This window comes from Kordia sp. (assembly GCF_022447245.1).
Lineage (GTDB): Bacteria > Bacteroidota > Bacteroidia > Flavobacteriales > Flavobacteriaceae > Kordia.
This window is the reverse complement of record NZ_JAKVBC010000012.1, coordinates 118,789-136,165: the sequence shown is the minus strand read 5'-3', so window position 1 is coordinate 136,165 and position 17,377 is coordinate 118,789. Positions and strand designations below refer to the sequence as shown.

18 protein-coding genes and 1 pseudogene are annotated in these 17,377 nt (G+C 33.2%); 16 read left to right on the top strand and 3 right to left on the bottom strand.

Annotation, left to right across the window (positions count from 1 at the left end):
• A partial coding sequence (locus MK119_RS10520; protein WP_366512791.1) for a DUF6695 family protein occupies positions 1–592 on the top strand: 592 nt, incomplete at its 5' end.
• On the opposite strand, the gene MK119_RS10515 is transcribed toward MK119_RS10520, so the two are convergent.
• On the bottom strand, positions 549–1,013 hold the full coding sequence (locus MK119_RS10515) for a hypothetical protein (RefSeq protein ID WP_290678098.1): 465 nt from the start codon (positions 1,011–1,013) through the stop codon (positions 549–551). The two genes, MK119_RS10520 and MK119_RS10515, sit on opposite strands and share 44 nt — an antisense overlap.
• Before the next feature lie 237 nt (positions 1,014–1,250).
• On the opposite strand from MK119_RS10515, the gene MK119_RS10510 reads away from it, so the two are divergent.
• Positions 1,251–2,213 carry a hypothetical protein gene (locus MK119_RS10510; protein WP_290678095.1) on the top strand — a complete coding sequence of 321 codons (963 nt, stop codon included), beginning with the start codon at positions 1,251–1,253 and terminating at the stop codon, positions 2,211–2,213.
• 83 nt (positions 2,214–2,296) lie between these two features.
• Here MK119_RS10510 and apaG read toward each other — a convergent pair.
• Together apaG and MK119_RS10500 are read right to left on the bottom strand one after the other, a co-directional pair.
• Positions 2,297–2,683: pseudogene (gene apaG / locus MK119_RS10505) on the bottom strand (Co2+/Mg2+ efflux protein ApaG).
• A 136-nt stretch (positions 2,684–2,819) separates the two neighbouring features.
• Positions 2,820–4,079: a DUF5103 domain-containing protein gene (locus MK119_RS10500; RefSeq protein WP_290678092.1), complete on the bottom strand. Its 1,260-nt coding sequence runs from the start codon at positions 4,077–4,079 to the stop codon at positions 2,820–2,822.
• A 192-nt stretch (positions 4,080–4,271) separates the two neighbouring features.
• Here MK119_RS10500 and MK119_RS10495 point away from each other — a divergent pair, with 192 nt between their 5' ends.
• The 14 genes from MK119_RS10495 to MK119_RS10430 all read left to right on the top strand — a co-directional run bounded on the left by MK119_RS10495 (position 4,272) and on the right by MK119_RS10430 (position 16,972).
• Positions 4,272–5,621, top strand: a complete 1,350-nt coding sequence (locus MK119_RS10495; RefSeq protein ID WP_290678090.1) for a Na(+)-translocating NADH-quinone reductase subunit A — start codon at positions 4,272–4,274, stop codon at positions 5,619–5,621.
• A gap of 4 nt (positions 5,622–5,625) precedes the next feature.
• Positions 5,626–6,834 (top strand): NADH:ubiquinone reductase (Na(+)-transporting) subunit B, encoded by a 1,209-nt coding sequence (locus MK119_RS10490; RefSeq protein ID WP_290678087.1) that lies wholly within the window; start codon positions 5,626–5,628, stop codon positions 6,832–6,834.
• Positions 6,835–6,836: 2 nt separating this feature from the next.
• Positions 6,837–7,583 (top strand): Na(+)-translocating NADH-quinone reductase subunit C, encoded by a 747-nt coding sequence (locus MK119_RS10485; protein WP_290678110.1) that lies wholly within the window; start codon positions 6,837–6,839, stop codon positions 7,581–7,583.
• A 9-nt stretch (positions 7,584–7,592) separates the two neighbouring features.
• The gene (locus tag MK119_RS10480; protein ID WP_290678084.1) at positions 7,593–8,225 is read left to right on the top strand and encodes an NADH:ubiquinone reductase (Na(+)-transporting) subunit D; all 633 of its coding nucleotides are present in this window, start codon (positions 7,593–7,595) and stop codon (positions 8,223–8,225) included.
• A gap of 75 nt (positions 8,226–8,300) precedes the next feature.
• On the top strand, positions 8,301–9,020 hold the full coding sequence (nqrE, locus tag MK119_RS10475) for an NADH:ubiquinone reductase (Na(+)-transporting) subunit E (protein ID WP_290678081.1): 720 nt from the start codon (positions 8,301–8,303) through the stop codon (positions 9,018–9,020).
• A gap of 1 nt (position 9,021) precedes the next feature.
• Complete coding sequence (nqrF, locus tag MK119_RS10470) at positions 9,022–10,332, top strand: NADH:ubiquinone reductase (Na(+)-transporting) subunit F (RefSeq protein ID WP_290678078.1); 1,311 nt, start codon at positions 9,022–9,024, stop codon at positions 10,330–10,332.
• A gap of 139 nt (positions 10,333–10,471) precedes the next feature.
• Positions 10,472–13,240: a prolyl oligopeptidase family serine peptidase gene (locus MK119_RS10465; RefSeq protein ID WP_290678075.1), complete on the top strand. Its 2,769-nt coding sequence runs from the start codon at positions 10,472–10,474 to the stop codon at positions 13,238–13,240.
• Between the two features lie 229 nt (positions 13,241–13,469).
• A complete protein-coding gene (locus tag MK119_RS10460; RefSeq protein WP_290678072.1) occupies positions 13,470–13,832 on the top strand; it encodes a Na(+)-translocating NADH-quinone reductase subunit F in 363 nt (120 codons plus the stop codon).
• Positions 13,833–13,917: 85 nt separating this feature from the next.
• On the top strand, positions 13,918–14,871 hold the full coding sequence (locus MK119_RS10455; protein ID WP_290678070.1) for an FAD:protein FMN transferase: 954 nt from the start codon (positions 13,918–13,920) through the stop codon (positions 14,869–14,871).
• A gap of 109 nt (positions 14,872–14,980) precedes the next feature.
• A complete protein-coding gene (locus MK119_RS10450) occupies positions 14,981–15,250 on the top strand; it encodes a hypothetical protein (protein ID WP_290678068.1) in 270 nt (89 codons plus the stop codon).
• Between the two features lie 192 nt (positions 15,251–15,442).
• The gene (locus tag MK119_RS10445; RefSeq protein WP_290678065.1) at positions 15,443–15,682 is read left to right on the top strand and encodes a hypothetical protein; all 240 of its coding nucleotides are present in this window, start codon (positions 15,443–15,445) and stop codon (positions 15,680–15,682) included.
• A 173-nt stretch (positions 15,683–15,855) separates the two neighbouring features.
• Positions 15,856–16,146, top strand: coding sequence for an FG-GAP-like repeat-containing protein (locus MK119_RS10440; RefSeq protein WP_290678062.1), 291 nt, complete (start codon positions 15,856–15,858; stop codon positions 16,144–16,146).
• Positions 16,147–16,164: 18 nt separating this feature from the next.
• Complete coding sequence (locus MK119_RS10435) at positions 16,165–16,476, top strand: T9SS type A sorting domain-containing protein (RefSeq protein WP_290678059.1); 312 nt, start codon at positions 16,165–16,167, stop codon at positions 16,474–16,476.
• A gap of 175 nt (positions 16,477–16,651) precedes the next feature.
• A complete protein-coding gene (locus MK119_RS10430) occupies positions 16,652–16,972 on the top strand; it encodes a hypothetical protein (RefSeq protein ID WP_290678056.1) in 321 nt (106 codons plus the stop codon).
• The last annotated feature ends 405 nt before the right edge of the window (positions 16,973–17,377 follow it).

Sequence of the window (17,377 nt, the reverse complement as noted above, 5' to 3'; positions counted from 1 at the left end):
GTACAATTATGCAGCTTTTGTAAAAAATGCTTCCAATTGCGCACGATTTGTTACGGATACTTTAATTGCATCAGTGACCAATCCGAAAATAAAAAAACGACTTAAAAAATCGAAACGATTTACGCCAAGTACCGTTAGTAATGTAGTTTTGGCAAGTACCACTAAAAATAGTTACGAGGTTTTGGGTGATAATGTTCAAGTTTTCAATTCAACTTCACGTAAAGAAACGGTGCGTTGTTTTTTAGATCGCTTAAAAGAGCACCAGCCTAATTTGGAAGGAAACATAGAGCCTAAAAAACTTTCTATACTTTCAGAAGATGCGCAATGGCTCTCAGGAGTTGGTTCTGGTGTTTGGTTCGAGATTTCAGTTTTACCTACACAACCTTTTTGTTATAGAATTCGACGAATTTCTCCTTATGGAAATGTGGATGTGGATGGTGTTTTTAAAGTAAATGATCCACGATTTGATGTAGACAAACCGTATCAATTTGTATATGATTCTAACTGTTCACATTGTTCTATACTTCAGGATGAAACTGTGTACTACTTTACTTTTCAATACGATTATTTATTAGATGAGCGTTCAAAATGAAAAGACGTTTTATTCTTTGAGAATGTCCTAAAATAATAGCAACATTAGATTTGTATTGTACATGATTAATGCATAAATCATTGTCTTTACTCAAACCAATCCGAGATTTTTTAATTTTAATGCTGTCAATAAAGTGTGGAATACCTGTAGAAGTTGCTTTTCTATTTTCTAAATACAACATGCTATTTTCTCGTAGTTTGAATGTAAAAATATCTTGTTTTATAAGTGTGCTTTGAATTCGATATGAAAAACGAATTTCTTCTTTTGAAAGTATTTCGATAGCTACTTCTACTTGATCTAAAGGTACTTCATCTGATAAAAGTCCGTTGGTAAGGTTATTTATATCATTATTCTCATAGTTCTTTAGAAGAACAACATCTCTGTCAACATTCAGTTCAAGATAGGAATCATTACTTATCATTGCATGGGTTCCTTCAATGTTTTTAATGTTCTGCTGTGTAAGTGTAATGGTTTTACCTTCTATTATTTTGATGGAAAACGAAGTGCAATTTGATAAAGAAAGTGTTGCAATTACGGTAATAAGTATGTATTGTATTTTTTATATTAAATGTATTAATCAAAAATATTGTATTAATTACAAGTAAAAGCGTGCCAATAACAATTTAGAATATTTATTTTTGTGAAAATCACAAATAGTATGCAAGAGTTTTTTCTATCCAAAATTAAAGAAGTCTTACCTAAAAATAGTTCATTGATTGATACCGTTGCTGAGGTTTTAGATATTAGTTATGATGCTGCTCACAGACGAACAAGTTTGAAAAGTAAATTGTCACTAGAAGAAGCTATCAAATTGTCACGTCATTTTAATATGTCTATTGATAAATTGTATGAAGTGGGATTGCAAAATGTAGTTGCGGTCGAAAAGACTTTGATTATTTCCTCACAAGAAGATTTAGAAATTTACTTCAAAGCTTCGCATGAAAATTTAAAGCAAATTTTGGTAATGAAAGATTCGGAAATCATCTATTCTGCGAAAGATTTGCCAATATTTTATACTTCGTCAGATAATATATTATCGCGTTTTAAAATGTATGTGTGGTTGCAGTTATTGAGTGAAAATCAAAATGCAGTAGCTTTTGAAAACTTTGCGCCATCTGTGTCTTTGGTGACTGCGGCTTCTAGTTTGGGCGAGTTGTATGCAAATTTGAAAGTGACTGAAATTTGGGATGTAACTACGATTAATAGTACGCTAAAACAGATTCACTTTTATTATAAATCTGCTTTGTTAACAGAGACAATGGCATTACAGTTATGCGATGATTTACGGAAATTGGTAGAATCTATAGAAATGAAAGTGATAAATGATCCGCAATATCAGTTGTTTTACAACGAATTGTTATTGATGAATAATACAGTATTAGTAAAAACGCCTGTTATAAAAACGTTGTTTGTTCCATATACCATACTATCATATTACAAAACCAGCGATACGGAAACGCTTGTGCAAGTAGATAAACATTTACAGCGACAAATGCGAAATTCCAAATTACTATCTACAGCAGGAAAAAAGGAGCAGCGTATCTTTTTCAATAAAATGTATAAAAAAATTGATGCTTTGCGATATTTGATTGAAGCAGAAAATGTGCTAGATTTTGAATAATACATGGGCTTAAAATACTTGATTATTGAGTGTTGTCATTTAACTGTAGAAATGTACCCATTGAGTGGAGTCGAAATGCAAAACTAGTTCAGTGCAAAAGGCGCACTTAATTTAAATGTAGGAATAAAAACTCTAAATTTCTTTGTGGTTGTAAAATTTACCATGTTGTAATGACCGCGCATCGCTCCGATTGGAGAAGCAAGCAAACAGCCAGATTGGTATGTGTGTGATTCTCATGGCTTTAATACAGGTTTTTTTCCAATAACACCTTCGCCATCTACAATCTCAATACTATTTAAAGCATCAAATATTTGCCAATGTCTTGAAGTTAATTGAACGGAATCTTTACTTTGGTTTTCAATTGTAATCTTATAACCAAAGGCAAAGTGCATCTTGTAGTTTTTGAAGAATGTACCTTCAAAACTAGTCTCTACGGAAATTTTTATACCTCTGGTTACTTGTTGAATCATTTGTTCTTTTTAGTGTGTTTCAGGTGTTTAATGATAAAAAATCTTTTAATCACAATACAATCAAAAATACGAATTTTATATATATGATCTTAAAAGGCGTTAAAATTTTAACGATTTTTACGGAAAAATAAGCTTTCTAGTTTTTAATTACACTCGAATTTGTAGAGCCAATACCAATAATACGATCGTATATTTCTCCAAATTTTCTAAAATATACAATGACTAAGTAGTCATTTTCAGTCTCAAAATTAGAACCGCTAATCTTTACAGGGTTTACTTCTCCTTTATCATTTACAACAACATATCTATAATTATAAAAACCTTGCTTTAATAAAAGTTGCGCTTCATATAAATCAGTTTCTTCATTGTAGAACAGCTGATTTTCCTCATTAATTGCATAATTGTTAAATCGTCCTTGCACATATATCTTACTACCAGTTAAATCCATATAATTTGCGAGTGAGAAGTGCATCACTACATAATCGGCTTCAATCGAAGGATCATCTCCTTGTATTGTATTAATTAAAAAATCACCGTTAATATCTGGATTAAATGTATATGGTAGTCCAGCACGCGTTTCATTGGTGTGTAAATAGTTGTGGTATAAATCTTTAAGTTCTATTCCTGCAATACTAACATTTCCTCCACGAATCTCTTTATTGTCAAAGTTAAAAAACTCGTTCCCACCAGGAAAGCTTGTTTCAGTATTATAACGATATACAAATCGTGTTCCTAATGTATATTGAGGCTTAATATTGGTAATGGCAGTTTTCCATTGAAAATTCTGTAAAATGGCTACTTTGAGTTCACGTTCAGGATTTCGAAGTCGCATATTGGCAGTGTTAATCTCGAATTGAATCAATTGATCTTGTTGAATTGTGCTTAAATCACGCGTTCTATGAACATTGGCGGCAACACCAACAGAATTCTCAAATACAATAAATTTTCTAGAGAACATTAGTTCATCTTCATCATTATAAATAGAAACCATATAGTTCCCAGAAAGTAGCAAAGTCGTAAAGCGATTTGGTATTATTAATCTATAATTAGAATACAGCTGAAGTGTGTTGAATGAATTTTCATAATTAATGATACGCTGATTATCCATGCCTCGCATGTATTGTGCCTTTGCTAAATTGGAAGGTGTCCAGTCGTAATTACAATGCGCTATTTTGTAATAATAATCGGCTTCATCGCCATTAATATCATCAAAATTTACTATCAAAGGTTCACCTAACTTTAATATAGGAAATTGGTCTCCATCATTAGTTCCTGAGAGTTCAATACTCTTAATGTAGTATGGAGGCTCAACTTCTTCTAGCGGTTCTCTTTGTGCTTGTGTGTAAAAACTTACCAGCGCAAAAAGCGCAAAAATATAGAAAGTGCGAGATGTCATTCGTTTAGATTTTTTACAAAGATACGCAAAATACGTGCCCAAATGCAGGACTCTCACAGGAGCTTTTAAAACAAAGAAGGAAAGCTTTAATTTAGAATCAGTATAAATAAATTTTATAGTTCTCTATTGGCTTTTAGATGAGGGTATAAATGTTTAAATTTGCACGATTTTTAGATAAAAATTCCATAAACTATGTCAAAAGACATTCGCATAAAAAAGGGCTTAGACATTAAGCTTGTGGGCGAAGCAGAGAAAACTACATCGGCTGTGAAGGCAAGTAGTCACTATGCTATCAAGCCCGAAGATTTTCACAATATCATTCCAAAAATGTTGGTGAAAGTTGGTCATAAAGTTAAAGCCGGTCAGGCTTTATTCCATTCAAAAGTAGACGAAACATTACTATTTCCTTCTCCAGTAAGTGGAGAGATCTCAGAGATTGTACGTGGAGCAAAACGAAAAATTTTAGAAATTAGAATTTTAGCAGACGCTACTCAAACACATGAAGATTTCGGAACAAAGGATGTAGCAAAAATGTCTGGTGATGAGGTGAAAACACACTTGCTTACAGCAGGATGTTGGCCTTTCATCAAACAGCGTCCGTATGACGTTATTGCTAACCCGGCGAATTCGCCAAAGGCAATTTTTGTTTCAGGTTATGACAGTTCGCCATTAGCGGCAGATTTGGATTATGTGCTAACTGGTAAAGAAGCCGAGTTAACTGCTGCTTTAATAGCATTATCAAAACTTACTGAAGGAAGTGTGCATGTAGTTACAAAGAAAGGTGGTAACTCGCCATTAGCAAATGTAGCTGGGACAACTTCTCATACAGTTTCTGGACCACATCCAGCAGGAAACGTTGGAACACACATCAACAAAATTGATCCTGTAAACAAAGGAGAAACTGTTTGGACAGTAGCAGCAAAAGATTTGGTAATTATCGGAGAAGTTTTACTTACGGGTAAGTTCAATGCTACCAGAACAATTGCAATTACAGGTTCACAAATCACAAAACCTCAATACGTAACAGGAATCGCAGGAGCAAGTATTAAAGATCTAATTGCAGGTAATGCAAATATAGAAAATACAAGAGTTATTAGTGGTAATGTGTTAACGGGTAGACAAGAAGGTGAAAATGGATCATTAGGTTACTACGATAACCAAATTACTGCAATTCCAGAAGGTGATGATTACGAATTTTTTGGATGGAATAAGCCAATCTTCAATAAAATAAGTGTTTCTAGAGCATTTACTTTTTCATGGTTAAATCCAAATAAAAAATACGATCTAAATACAAATACAAATGGAGAACACCGTGCGTTCGTTATGACTGGAACGTTTGAAAAGGTATTTCCATTAGATATTTATCCAATGCAAACACTAAAGGCATGTATGTATGCTGATTTAGACGAAATGGAAGCTTTAGGGATGTACGAAGTTGCTCCTGAGGATTTTGCATTAACAGAATTTGTATGTGTTTCAAAGCAACCACATCAAAAGATTATTAGAGAAGGTTTAGATTTAATGCTAAAAGAAATAGGATAGTGCTATGAGCTTAAAAAATAAATTACACAATATAAAAGAGAAGTATAAAGGGAAAAAAATGGCGCCTGCATTTAATGCATTGCACACATTTTTATACTTGCCTAACGAAACTACTCACGGTGGAACGCACGTAAAAGCTGCAGATGACTTAAAACGTACTATGAACATTGTGATTATTGCATTAGTTCCATGTTTGATTTTTGGAATATTCAATGCAGGATATCAACATTATTTAGCTACTGGAGCTATAGAAGCTTCAAATGGATTTTTAGGAGGCACTTTTTGGACCTTCGATAACTTAATCCACGGAGCATGGAAAGTATTGCCATTAGTAATAGTTTCCTATGGTGTTGGTTTGGCTGTAGAATTTTTATTTGCAGTTATCAAAGGACACGAAGTAGAAGAAGGATACTTAGTAACAGGAATGTTAGTTCCATTAATTGTTCCGGTTGATATTCCATTATGGATGTTAGCAGTAGCTGTTATTTTCGGTGTTGTTATCGGAAAAGAAGTGTTTGGAGGAACAGGAATGAATATATTAAATCCAGCATTAACTATAAGAGCCTTCTTATTCTTTGCATATCCAACATGGATGTCAGGAGATAAAGTATGGGTAAGTGAAGCTGTAGAAAGAGCAGGAACTGCAGATGCAATTTCAGGAGAAACTTTATTAGGTGCGTATGCGCAAAACAATACCTTACCGGGAGTAGATGTTTGGGATATGTTCTGGGGATTAATTCCAGGTTCTATTGGAGAGACTTCAAAATTCTTAATCATCATTGGAGCTTTATTCTTAATCTTTACAAAAATTGGAAGTTGGAGAATTATGTTGAGTACTGTAATTGGTGCTTTAGTAATGGGATTAATTTTCAACGGAGTTGTTGATGCAGGATGGATTTCTGATTCAAGTAAGTTTTATGGATTAATGAGTGTTCCTTTCTGGCAACATCTAATCATAGGAAGTGTGTTGTTTGGTGCTGTATACATGGCGACTGACCCAGTAACCGCAGCCCAAACCAATAAAGGAAAATGGATTTACGGATTCTTAATAGGTTTTATATCAATTATGATTCGTGTGTTTAATCCAGCATATCCAGAAGGTGTATTCTTAGCGATTCTATTAATGAACGTATTTGCACCAACAATTGATCACTATGTGATTCAAGGAAATGTAAAGAAAAGAATGAAACGTCTAAAAGTAAAAACAGCTTAATGATGGAAAAAAGAACAGATAAAAATTCATACACCATCCTATTTGCTGTTGGAATGGTATTGGTAGTTGGTTCATTATTGGCCTTCTTAGCAGGGTTCCTAAAGCCAACAATCGAAGAAAACAAACGTTTAGAAAAGCAACAGAATATTTTGTACACCATGGGTGTTAACAATAATGAAGCTGGAAGTGCTGTTTTTGTTTCTACTGATGAAGCACCAGCGTTATTCGGAAAATACATCACAAAACAACTTATTATTGAAAACGAAGATGTAAGAGAGGATGATAAAGCATATTTAATTGATGTTAAAAAAGAGCAAACAAGAGCAAAAGATGGTAAAACCAGAAGATTGCCTTTGTTTGTTGGAGAAAAAGACGGAGATACATTCTACATTGCTCCAATACGAGGAAAAGGATTATGGGATGCAATTTGGGGATATGTAGCAATGGATGAAAATATGGTGATTAAAGGAGTGTACTTTGATCATAAAGGTGAAACTCCAGGTCTAGGAGCAAACATCAAACAACGTTATTTTATGGATGATTTTACAGGAGAGCATTTATTGAGAGAATCTGGTGAATTCGTAGGAATCACTGTTTCAAAATCAAATGCAGATCCAGTAAATGAAGACAAAAAGGATTACGAAATTGATGCGATTGCAGGAGCAACCATAACAGGTGACGGAGTTTCAGCCATGATCAAAAAAGATCTAAGGTTGTACGTGCCATATTTTAAAAAATTAAAAAAATAAGAGTAAGCCATGGCAAAAGATAGTAAGTTAATTTTAGATCCGTTAACAGACAATAACCCGATCACAATTCAGGTATTGGGAATCTGTTCGGCATTGGCAATTACAGCAGAATTAGAAGCTTCTATAGTAATGTCTATCTCAGTACTTTTTGTGATGGGTGTTGGTAATGTTGTAATATCATTGATGCGAAATATCATTCCTTCAAAAATTAGAATTATTGCACAGTTAATTGTAGTAGCAACACTTGTAATTATTGTAGATCAAGTTTTAAAAGCCTATGCATATGAATTGAGTAAAACACTTGGAGCATTCGTAGGGTTAATTATTACAAACTGTATTATTATGGGACGTTTTGAAGCCTTCGCTTTAGGAAACGGACCATGGAGATCATTCTTAGACGGAATTGGAAATGCATTAGGATATGCAATTATCTTAATCATTGTAGGGTTCTTTAGAGAATTACTTGGTTCTGGAACATTGCTTGGAATTGAAATATTGGGAGATCCAGTAGCCAAAACAGGTTTATACGCGTACGGATATGAAAACAACGGTTTCATGTTATTGTCACCAATGGCATTAATTGTAGTAGGGATCATCATCTGGGTACAACGTTCAAGAAATAAAGCTTTAATAGAAGACTAAAAGTAGTAGTGAGCTATTAGATATGAGAATTCAAATTTCTCAATACTAACTACTCAAAACTCAATACTAAAACATATGGAACATATAGAATTATTTTCCAAATCAATATTCATAGATAACATGGTATTTGCTACATTCTTAGGAATGTGCTCATACTTAGCTGTATCTAAAAAAGTAACGACGGCTGTTGGACTAGGAGCTGCTGTTATTTTCGTACTAGCTATTACAGTACCGCTAAACTGGTTATTAGATCAATACTTATTACAGCCAGGGGCTTTATCTTGGTTAGGAGAAGAGTATGCTGATTACGACTTAAGTTTCTTATCATTCATCATGTTTATTGCAACCATTGCAACCATGGTACAATTGGTAGAAATTATTGTAGAGAAGTTTTCTCCGTCATTATACAACTCATTAGGTATCTTTTTGCCATTAATTGCTGTAAACTGTGCCATTTTAGGAGGTTCTCTATTCATGCAGTCTAGAGAGATTGCTACTTTAGGATTGGCAACTACTTATGGAGTTGGTTCAGGAATTGGATGGTTTTTAGCAATTTTAGCAATTGCAGCCATTCGCGAAAAAATCAGATACTCTGCAGTACCTGCGCCATTAAGAGGGTTGGGTATTACATTTATCATCACAGGATTAATGGCAATCGGATTTATGAGCTTTGGTGGAATGTTAACTGGAGGAGATGAAGAATCAAAAGATCAAAAAGCATCAGCTCAGATAGAAATTGTACAAGACAATAGTACTACAAATGAAATCGCTAACAATACAAAAGTAATTGAGTAATATGATATTAGCACCAACGACAACGGGAACAATAATAGCAACAGTTGCAGCCTTTTTACTAATTACATTAGTATTGGTTTCATTATTGTTATATGTAAAGCAGAAATTATCACCATCTGGACCCGTAAAAATTACAATTAATGGTGAACGTGAAATTGAAGTAGCATCCGGAAGTACACTTTTAGCTACCTTAGGAGGCGAAAAAATATTTTTACCATCAGCTTGTGGTGGTGGTGGTACTTGTATTCAATGTGAGTGTCACGTACTAGAAGGTGGAGGAGAAGCACTTCCAACGGAAGTTCCTCACTTTACTAGAAAAGAATTACAACACGGAGCGCGTTTAGCTTGCCAAGTAAAGGTAAAGCAGGACATGAATATTACCATTCCAGAAGAAGTATTTGGAATTAAAAAGTGGGAAGCTGTTGTAGTTCGTAATTACAATGTAGCATCGTTCATAAAGGAGTTCGTAGTTGAAATTCCAGAAGATATGGGGTATAAAGCAGGTGGATATATTCAAATTGAAATTCCTCCTTGTGAGATCAAATATCAAGATATGGATATAACTGCGCATCCTGAAGAGCATGAAACTCCAGATAAGTTTCAAGCAGAATGGGATAAGTTTGGATTGTGGCCATTAGTTATGAAAAATACTGAAACGGTAGAACGTGCTTACTCTATGGCTTCTTACCCAGCTGAAGGACGTGAAATCATGTTAAACGTACGTATTGCTACGCCGCCATGGGATAGGGCTAAAAATCAATGGATGAATGTAAATCCAGGTGTCGCTTCATCATACATCTTTGCACAAAAGCCAGGCGATAAAGTAACAATTTCTGGACCTTATGGTGAATTCTTTATCAACGAATCTGAAGCAGAAATGTTATATGTTGGTGGAGGAGCTGGAATGGCACCAATGCGTTCACACTTATATCACTTATTCAAAACGATTAAGACAGGAAGAAAAGTTACGTATTGGTACGGAGGTCGTTCTAAGCGTGAGTTATTCTACATAGAACACTTTAGAGAATTAGAAAGAGATTTTCCAAACTTTAAATTCTACATGGCACTTTCTGAACCATTAGAAGAAGATAACTGGAAGATTAAAAAAGATATCAATGACGAAGCAGGAGATGGTTTCGTAGGTTTCATTCACAACTGTGTAATTGATAACTACTTAAATCTTCATGAAGCGCCAGAAGATATAGAATTATACTTCTGTGGACCACCATTAATGAACCAAGCGGTTCAAAAAATGGGAGAAGACTTTGGTATTCCAGATGAGAACATTCGATTTGATGATTTTGGAGGATAAAATCATTTTTACATCATATACAGAAAAGGATTGCATAGAAGCGATCCTTTTTTCTTTTAAAAAAGAAACAGTCATTGATAACAAGCTATTCTTTTAAGAATAATCTGTGTATCTTTAGAAACTAATATTTACAATACGAATGATTCAAAAACTATTCCTGGTAGTATTCCTCTTCATGGTTGGGGTTTCTACGGCTCAAAAGAAAACGCTTACTCATAACGATTATGATGCATGGAAAGATATTACAAAAACTCAAGTTTCTGCAAATGGAAAATTAGTAGTTGTTACAGTAAAAACAGGCACAGGAAGAGGAGATGGGTATATTCAAATATATAATACCGAAACCCAAAAGAAAGCAAATTACTTTAATGGAAATAACGCTTTTACAACCTATGATGAAAAATTTGTAATCTTTACAAAAAAGATCAAGTATGAAACCACAAGACTAGAGAAAAAAGCGGAAAAGAAAGATGAAAACAAAGAAAAAGAAGTGTTGTACATTTATGATGTAGAAAAAAACACCTTGTATGATTCCATAAAAAGAGTCAAACGTTACAAAGCATCAAAAAAGAATAGTAATTATTTAGTAGTAGAGAAATTTAAAAATAAAAAAGATTCAATCAAAGGTGATAGCTTGCCTGCTTGGAAGAATAATTACGCAGTTGTATATGATTTAAAAAGTAAACAACAAGACACTATTTTTCATATCAAAGATATCGTTCTTCCAGAAGAAGGACATACATTTTACTATTCTAATAAAAGCCAGAGACGTAAAAATAAAGCCAAGGGAGTATATGCCTACAATACTTCTATAAAATCAGTAAAAGTCATTGATACATCGCGATTTGATTATAAAAAATTAAGTGTTAACAAACGTGGGAATCAATTTGCTTTTATCGCGTATAGAGATTCTGTCGAAACTGATTCTGTGCCTTTTAAACTGTACTTATATAAAGATGAACAGTTAAAGCTTTTAGTTGAAAATGAGGAAAACTATTTAAGCAGTAAGGAAACACTGAGTGGAACCAAGCAACCTTACTTTTCAGAAAATAGTGATCGCTTATATTTCTACTCAAAAATAAAAAGTTTGTATAAAAAAGATACTACGCTCTTAACTGATGAAATTCCTAATGTAGATGTTTGGAGTTGGAATGATGGTGTGTTACAGTCTAGACAAAAAGCAAACGAATCTTTATACAAAGAAGATGTGCGATTGCGTTGCTATAATGTCAAAGACGAAAGCTATGTCAAATTGCAAGATGATGATTTGTATTTTATTTATTTGGCAGATAAGCAAGCTAAGAAGTATGTGCTAGGGCTTAGTGATAAACCGTACGAAATAGAAAATGGATGGAATAGACCAGTCAGAAATGATTACTATGCAATTAGTCTAGAAACTGGAAAAAAGAAATTAGCTGTCAAAGCTGCTGGTTCCAGTGTCTTTATGGGGGAAAATGGAGACTATGCTTTCTATTTTGATATGGATCAACAACATTGGTTTTCAGTAGACTTAAATACCTTACAAAAGCGTAATCTTACGAGTAATATCAATGTTTCTTTTGCTGACGAAGATGACGATAATCCGATGTTAAAATATGCATATGGAAATGGAGGCTTTGATAAGGACGGAAACCTATTACTATATGATAAATATGACATTTGGAAAGTTGCCTTAGACGGTTCTATAAAACCAAAAAATATTACCAAAAAAGGAAGACGTAAAAAAATCAGATTTCGAACACAAAAACAAAAAGAAAATAATTGGTTGGCAGAATATGTTGATGAAAAACTTCTTTTATTTGGCTTTCATGAAAAAACAAAATCGAATGCAATTTATTTGTTAAATGGTGGGAAGCTAATAGAAAAAGTAAAACCAAATCATCAACTTCTTTCGAACGTTGTAAAGGCAGAAAAAGAAGATGTTCTTGTGTTTAAAAAAGAATCATTTACAAAATACGGAGACTCATATTTGACCACCGATAATTTTAAAACAGATACCCAACTAACCAACGTCAATCCGCAACAAAAAGAATTCAAATGGGGAACAGCTGAGTTGACTTCCTGGAAAGCATATGATGGAACAAAACTCGAAGGAATTATATATAAGCCTGAAGATTTTGATCCATCAAAAAAATATCCATTGATTGTTTACTTCTATGAAAAAAGTTCGGAGGGACTTTACAAATACCAAATGCCACGTCCAAGTCCTTCTACTATTGATGAGGCGTATTTGGTAAGTAATGATTACATCGTTTTTACTCCAGATATTGTATATAAAACTGGACAGCCTGGTGACGATGCCTACAACTGTGTTGTTTCTGGGACAGAAATGATGGAAAAGAAAGGATATATCGATAGTAGCCGAATGGCAATTCAAGGACAAAGTTGGGGAGGATATCAAGTTGCGTATTTGGTAACAAAAACTAACAAATACAAAGCTGCAATGGCAGGAGCTCCCGTCAGTAATATGACATCTGCCTACGGAGGAATTCGCTGGAGAAGCGGGTTTAGCCGAATGTTTCAATATGAAAGAACGCAAAGTCGTATTGGTAAAAATTTATGGGACGGATTTGATTTATATGTAAAGAATTCACCTTTATTCAGCCTGCCTAATGTAGAAACACCGTTACTGATGATGCACAATGACAATGACGGAGCAGTTCCATACTATCAAGGAATTGAATTATATATGGGAATGAGGCGTTTGCAAAAACCAGCTTGGTTATTAGTTTATAACAATGAAAGTCACAACTTACGTAAAATGAAAAACAGGCAAGATCTTTCAATTCGAATGATGCAGTTTTTTGATCATTATTTAAAAGATGTACCAGCACCAATATGGATGACAAAAGGGATTCCAAGACGACAAAAAGGAATTAACTTAGGATATGACCTTGATGAGAACTAAGTTGTTTTGAATAAACTTAAAAAGGGTGATACAGCAGCAATCCCTTTTCATACAAAAGTATTTGTGTCTTAATATTATATCGTTACAAATTGAAGTATCTTTGTAAAACAAAATTCATTCGTAGATGAAATATGCTTTTTATCGATTGATTATTTAAAAATAACTAAAAAATAGACGTAGCTGTTTGTAAACCAATAATTTCACAGCTGTTTAGACAATCCTATATATTATGGAAAAGCTAACAAAACAAGAATTGCATTACCTTGCGATGAATATCGTAGGGAAGGAGTTAGAAGAAAAAGGGTATGAATTCTTGGCGGTAAATAGTAAACTCAATAAGCATCCACAATTTGTATGTATTGACAAGGATAATAAAAAGAAATTTGTACTTGTGAAAGCAGTCTTATATCCCGAAGATCCAAAAGAATATGATGCGATATGGATGGAAACTTTTAAACAGCATGTAGAGAAGTTTGAAGCCGAACTGTATTTTGCAGGTGTCGGAATCGGAAATGCGGAGAATCCATTAGAAGAAGTTATGAAAAACCAGCCATACATACTCGATTATGATGGTTTAATACAAATACAATAAATAAGAAATGAAAGCAATTACATTACCCCTATACATGTGTATAGCTTTTTTAATAACATCTTGTGTTGAAAAACCGAAAGATGTTATGATGCGTAAAAACTCAGGATACGCACTAGGAACTACGTATAATATTCAATATGAAATTCAGAATGCACAGGAAGATTACCAGCAGGATATTGAAAACGTATTTCATGTAGTTAATCAGTCGATGTCTGCATACATTCCAACATCTGATATTTCCAGAATCAACAGAGGAGAAAAAGATGTAGTCATAGATAAATATTTTAGAGTTGTATATGACTTTTCAAGAGAAGTATATCAAAAAACAGATGGTTTTTTTGATCCAAGTGTAGGTGCTTTAGTGAATGCTTGGGGATTTGGTCCTGAAAAACCAATAAATAATTTAACCAAAGAGCAAGTAGATAGTATTATGACGTTTACTGGCTTTGATAAAGTGCGAATTTCAGAGGAAGGAAAAGTATACAAAGATCATCCTTCTTTGACATTTGATTTTAATTCTTTGGGTAAAGGATATGCAATTGACCTTATCGGTGAAATGTTTGACGAAAAAGGCATTAAAAACTACATTATTGAAGTTGGAGGCGAAATCTTAACCAAAGGAAAAAATACCAAAAAAGTGAAAAGATGGACTGTTGCTATTGATAGTCCTGTGCAAGAATCGGATGAGCGTCAATATATTGAATTCATTGAGCTTGAAAATAAAGCAATGGCGACTTCTGGAAACTATAGAAAGTACAGAATAGATCCAGAAACAGGAGATTATTACGTACATATTCTAAATGCAAAAACTGGCTACCCAATGAAAAACAATGTGTTGAGTGTGTCTGTTATTGCTGATAACTGTATGAAGGCTGATGCGTATGCTACTGCGTTTATGGTAATGCCTTATGAAAAAACAAAAAAGCTTCTAAGCGAATTGAAAGATGTTGATGCTTATGTGGTGAGTAGAGATCAATATGGGAACATTCAAAAATATACAACAAAAGGCTTTCAAGATTTAATTATTACTGAATTCTAACATAATAAATGTTAAATAAGGTTTTAAAGTAGTCTTACTGTGGTTTTATAAAGTCAAAAACTCTGCTTGTTCATGTAACTTTAAAAGATTAACCATAAAATGAAGTATCATGAAAAAAAAGAATTTAAGTCACAAAGGACTAAAACTAAACAAGCACAATATTTCTAGTTTAGAGTCACAAAATATAATGGGAGGAGCTACCAACTCTTGCTTTATCTTTGTAGATACGGCTTGTGCTAACACTGTTGGGTGTAATTATACAAATACATGTCCACCAACAAATGCATGTACGGTAAATTGTCCAACAAATAATTGTCCACCACAGACAGATGGATGTCCTTTCATTTCAGAATCCTGTCCAGTAAATGGAATCTGTTAATTAAAAATTAGTCATAAATATATAAAACGATCATTGGGTAATACTGATGATCGTTTTTTTATACGATTGATTGAACTTGATTAAAAAGAGAATGTTAAATAAGGTTTTAGTGTATAATTAGTGTGGTTTTATAGAGAGGAAAATCTTTTGTAATCAAGTAACTTTAAAGTTTAACCACAAAATACCAAAATCATGAAAAAAAAGAATTTCAAACACAATGGACTGAGTCTAAACAAGAGTATTGTTTCTAGCCTAGCATCAGAAAATGTAAAAGGTGGAGGAACACTATCTTGTTTTGCAGATGCAGATACTAATTGTGGAACTCCGGGAACACTTGGTTGTCTAACAGTAGGATGTCCTCCTGGATCAGTAAACTGCCCAACAAATGGATGTCCTCCTAGTATCTCTTGTCAGCCAGTAGGAATCTGCTAGAAAAGAAAATTAATTTGATTGCACATAAAACGATTATTAGACATGTTCTGATAATCGTTTTTTTTATTTGAAAGTCTTGTTAGAGTTCATTTAAAAGCTAAAATGATGCATTCGGAAACTTTTAAAGTGTCGTCCAAAAAGAATAATGCATTTTGCTACTCAAAATAAGCAAAGTGAAAATCCCCGTAAAAACAATTGTACTTGCAATTATAATCAGTGCTATAAATTATGTGCATAGTCAAAACTTTTCTGAAGAAACCAATACGCCTTTTGTGGGTGTAAATGGTATAAGTTCTATGCAATTAGGAGACTTAGATGGCGATGGCGACTTAGATCTTGTTGGAATATCTGGAGGAACAACCACAAAGCTCTACAAAAACAATGGAGCAGGAATTTATACAGAGGAAACCAATGGATTTATAACAGATACAGTAGAATACCTGCGATTTGTAGACATTGAATAAGATGGAGATATTGATATTGTGCACACATATCAAACAACTGGTGTTGGAATGTATGTTACAAAAATTTATAAAAATAGTTTGGTGACATTGTCAAATGATGAAATTACAACAGAAGAAGTTGCAATCTATCCAAATCCAACAAAATACGTTATACGAATTCAAGCGAATCAAAATGTTGAAAAAGTTGTTTTGTATACGGTATTAGGAGAAGAAATGTTTCAGTCTTCTAAAAATACAATTGATATGTCTGGCATGTCACAAGGGATGTATATGTTGCAAATTGAATTCTCAAATGGAAGTACAATCACTAAAAAAATTATCAAAAAATAAAACTAATCAGTCTACTCTATCTCAATAAGTAATGGTCGAATTGTAAAATGGCTTCAATCCGATCGTTTCTTGAAATCGACATTTTACAAACTCAAATCGACATTTAAAAAAGTCGGTCGCTGTTTATACTAAAAACATATATACTTTTAATCCGAAACAAAAAATAGAAGCTTTTATGAAAATCACAATCATTACCATTAGTTTACTTTCTGTTCTTTCATTTTCAACACTTTCAGAAATAGTTACGGTCGAGACAGAAAAGATCGAAGAAGTCTACGGAAGTAGTTTTTCACTTGTAAACGATACAAAAAGTAAAGTATCCATTTATACAGGAAGTGGATATGTGTCTTTAAACAAAGGAAGTAAAACCAGTATATCTTGTAAAGTTGGTAAAACGGTACATTGGGCAAAAAATGGTAAAAAAGGGGACGTTATTTTTAAAATCACAAGTGATATGTGTGGCGAAACTGTTAAGTTATCGAAAGTTATGGATTGATAGATTGTGATTAACTTGATTGCAAAATATTTAAAATCTAGTTTTTAGTAGAAAAATAGTGACTTTCTTGGTAAAGGTCTCATTGAAAAATGGGATCTTTTTTTATTAAAATTTTAAAGAGTATCTTGGATTAAATGAACAAGTATTTGATAAAAAGATGGAAATAATAATATGTGAAAAACATGGTAGTCAATCGTTTTTTGAAGCATGTGAACATTATCACATTAGAATAGCTTCACATCTTGTCAAGATATTAAATCTAAGAGTTTGTGTGGATTGTTATAAATCATATTCTTTCGATAGGATTGATCAACTTAACATTGATGAAGTTTTAAAATTGCCTAAAATGGAAGGTGATAAAATAGAAAAGCTATTATTTAAAAAGTATAATTCAATAAAACGAAA

Excerpts from the sequence above, each read along its gene's own strand:
- MK119_RS10515 (WP_290678098.1), bottom strand. The coding sequence starts at position 1,013 with ATGATAAGTAATGATTCCTATCTTGAACTGAATGTTGACAGAGATGTT.
- MK119_RS10510 (WP_290678095.1), top strand. The coding sequence starts at position 1,251 with ATGCAAGAGTTTTTTCTATCCAAAATTAAAGAAGTCTTACCTAAAAAT.
- MK119_RS10500 (WP_290678092.1), bottom strand. The coding sequence starts at position 4,079 with ATGACATCTCGCACTTTCTATATTTTTGCGCTTTTTGCGCTGGTAAGT.
- MK119_RS10495 (WP_290678090.1), top strand. The coding sequence starts at position 4,272 with ATGTCAAAAGACATTCGCATAAAAAAGGGCTTAGACATTAAGCTTGTG.
- MK119_RS10490 (WP_290678087.1), top strand. The coding sequence starts at position 5,626 with ATGAGCTTAAAAAATAAATTACACAATATAAAAGAGAAGTATAAAGGG.
- MK119_RS10485 (WP_290678110.1), top strand. The coding sequence starts at position 6,837 with ATGGAAAAAAGAACAGATAAAAATTCATACACCATCCTATTTGCTGTT.
- MK119_RS10480 (WP_290678084.1), top strand. The coding sequence starts at position 7,593 with ATGGCAAAAGATAGTAAGTTAATTTTAGATCCGTTAACAGACAATAAC.
- nqrE (WP_290678081.1), top strand. The coding sequence starts at position 8,301 with ATGGAACATATAGAATTATTTTCCAAATCAATATTCATAGATAACATG.
- nqrF (WP_290678078.1), top strand. The coding sequence starts at position 9,022 with ATGATATTAGCACCAACGACAACGGGAACAATAATAGCAACAGTTGCA.
- MK119_RS10465 (WP_290678075.1), top strand. The coding sequence starts at position 10,472 with ATGATTCAAAAACTATTCCTGGTAGTATTCCTCTTCATGGTTGGGGTT.
- MK119_RS10460 (WP_290678072.1), top strand. The coding sequence starts at position 13,470 with ATGGAAAAGCTAACAAAACAAGAATTGCATTACCTTGCGATGAATATC.
- MK119_RS10455 (WP_290678070.1), top strand. The coding sequence starts at position 13,918 with ATGATGCGTAAAAACTCAGGATACGCACTAGGAACTACGTATAATATT.
- MK119_RS10450 (WP_290678068.1), top strand. The coding sequence starts at position 14,981 with ATGAAAAAAAAGAATTTAAGTCACAAAGGACTAAAACTAAACAAGCAC.
- MK119_RS10445 (WP_290678065.1), top strand. The coding sequence starts at position 15,443 with ATGAAAAAAAAGAATTTCAAACACAATGGACTGAGTCTAAACAAGAGT.
- MK119_RS10430 (WP_290678056.1), top strand. The coding sequence starts at position 16,652 with ATGAAAATCACAATCATTACCATTAGTTTACTTTCTGTTCTTTCATTT.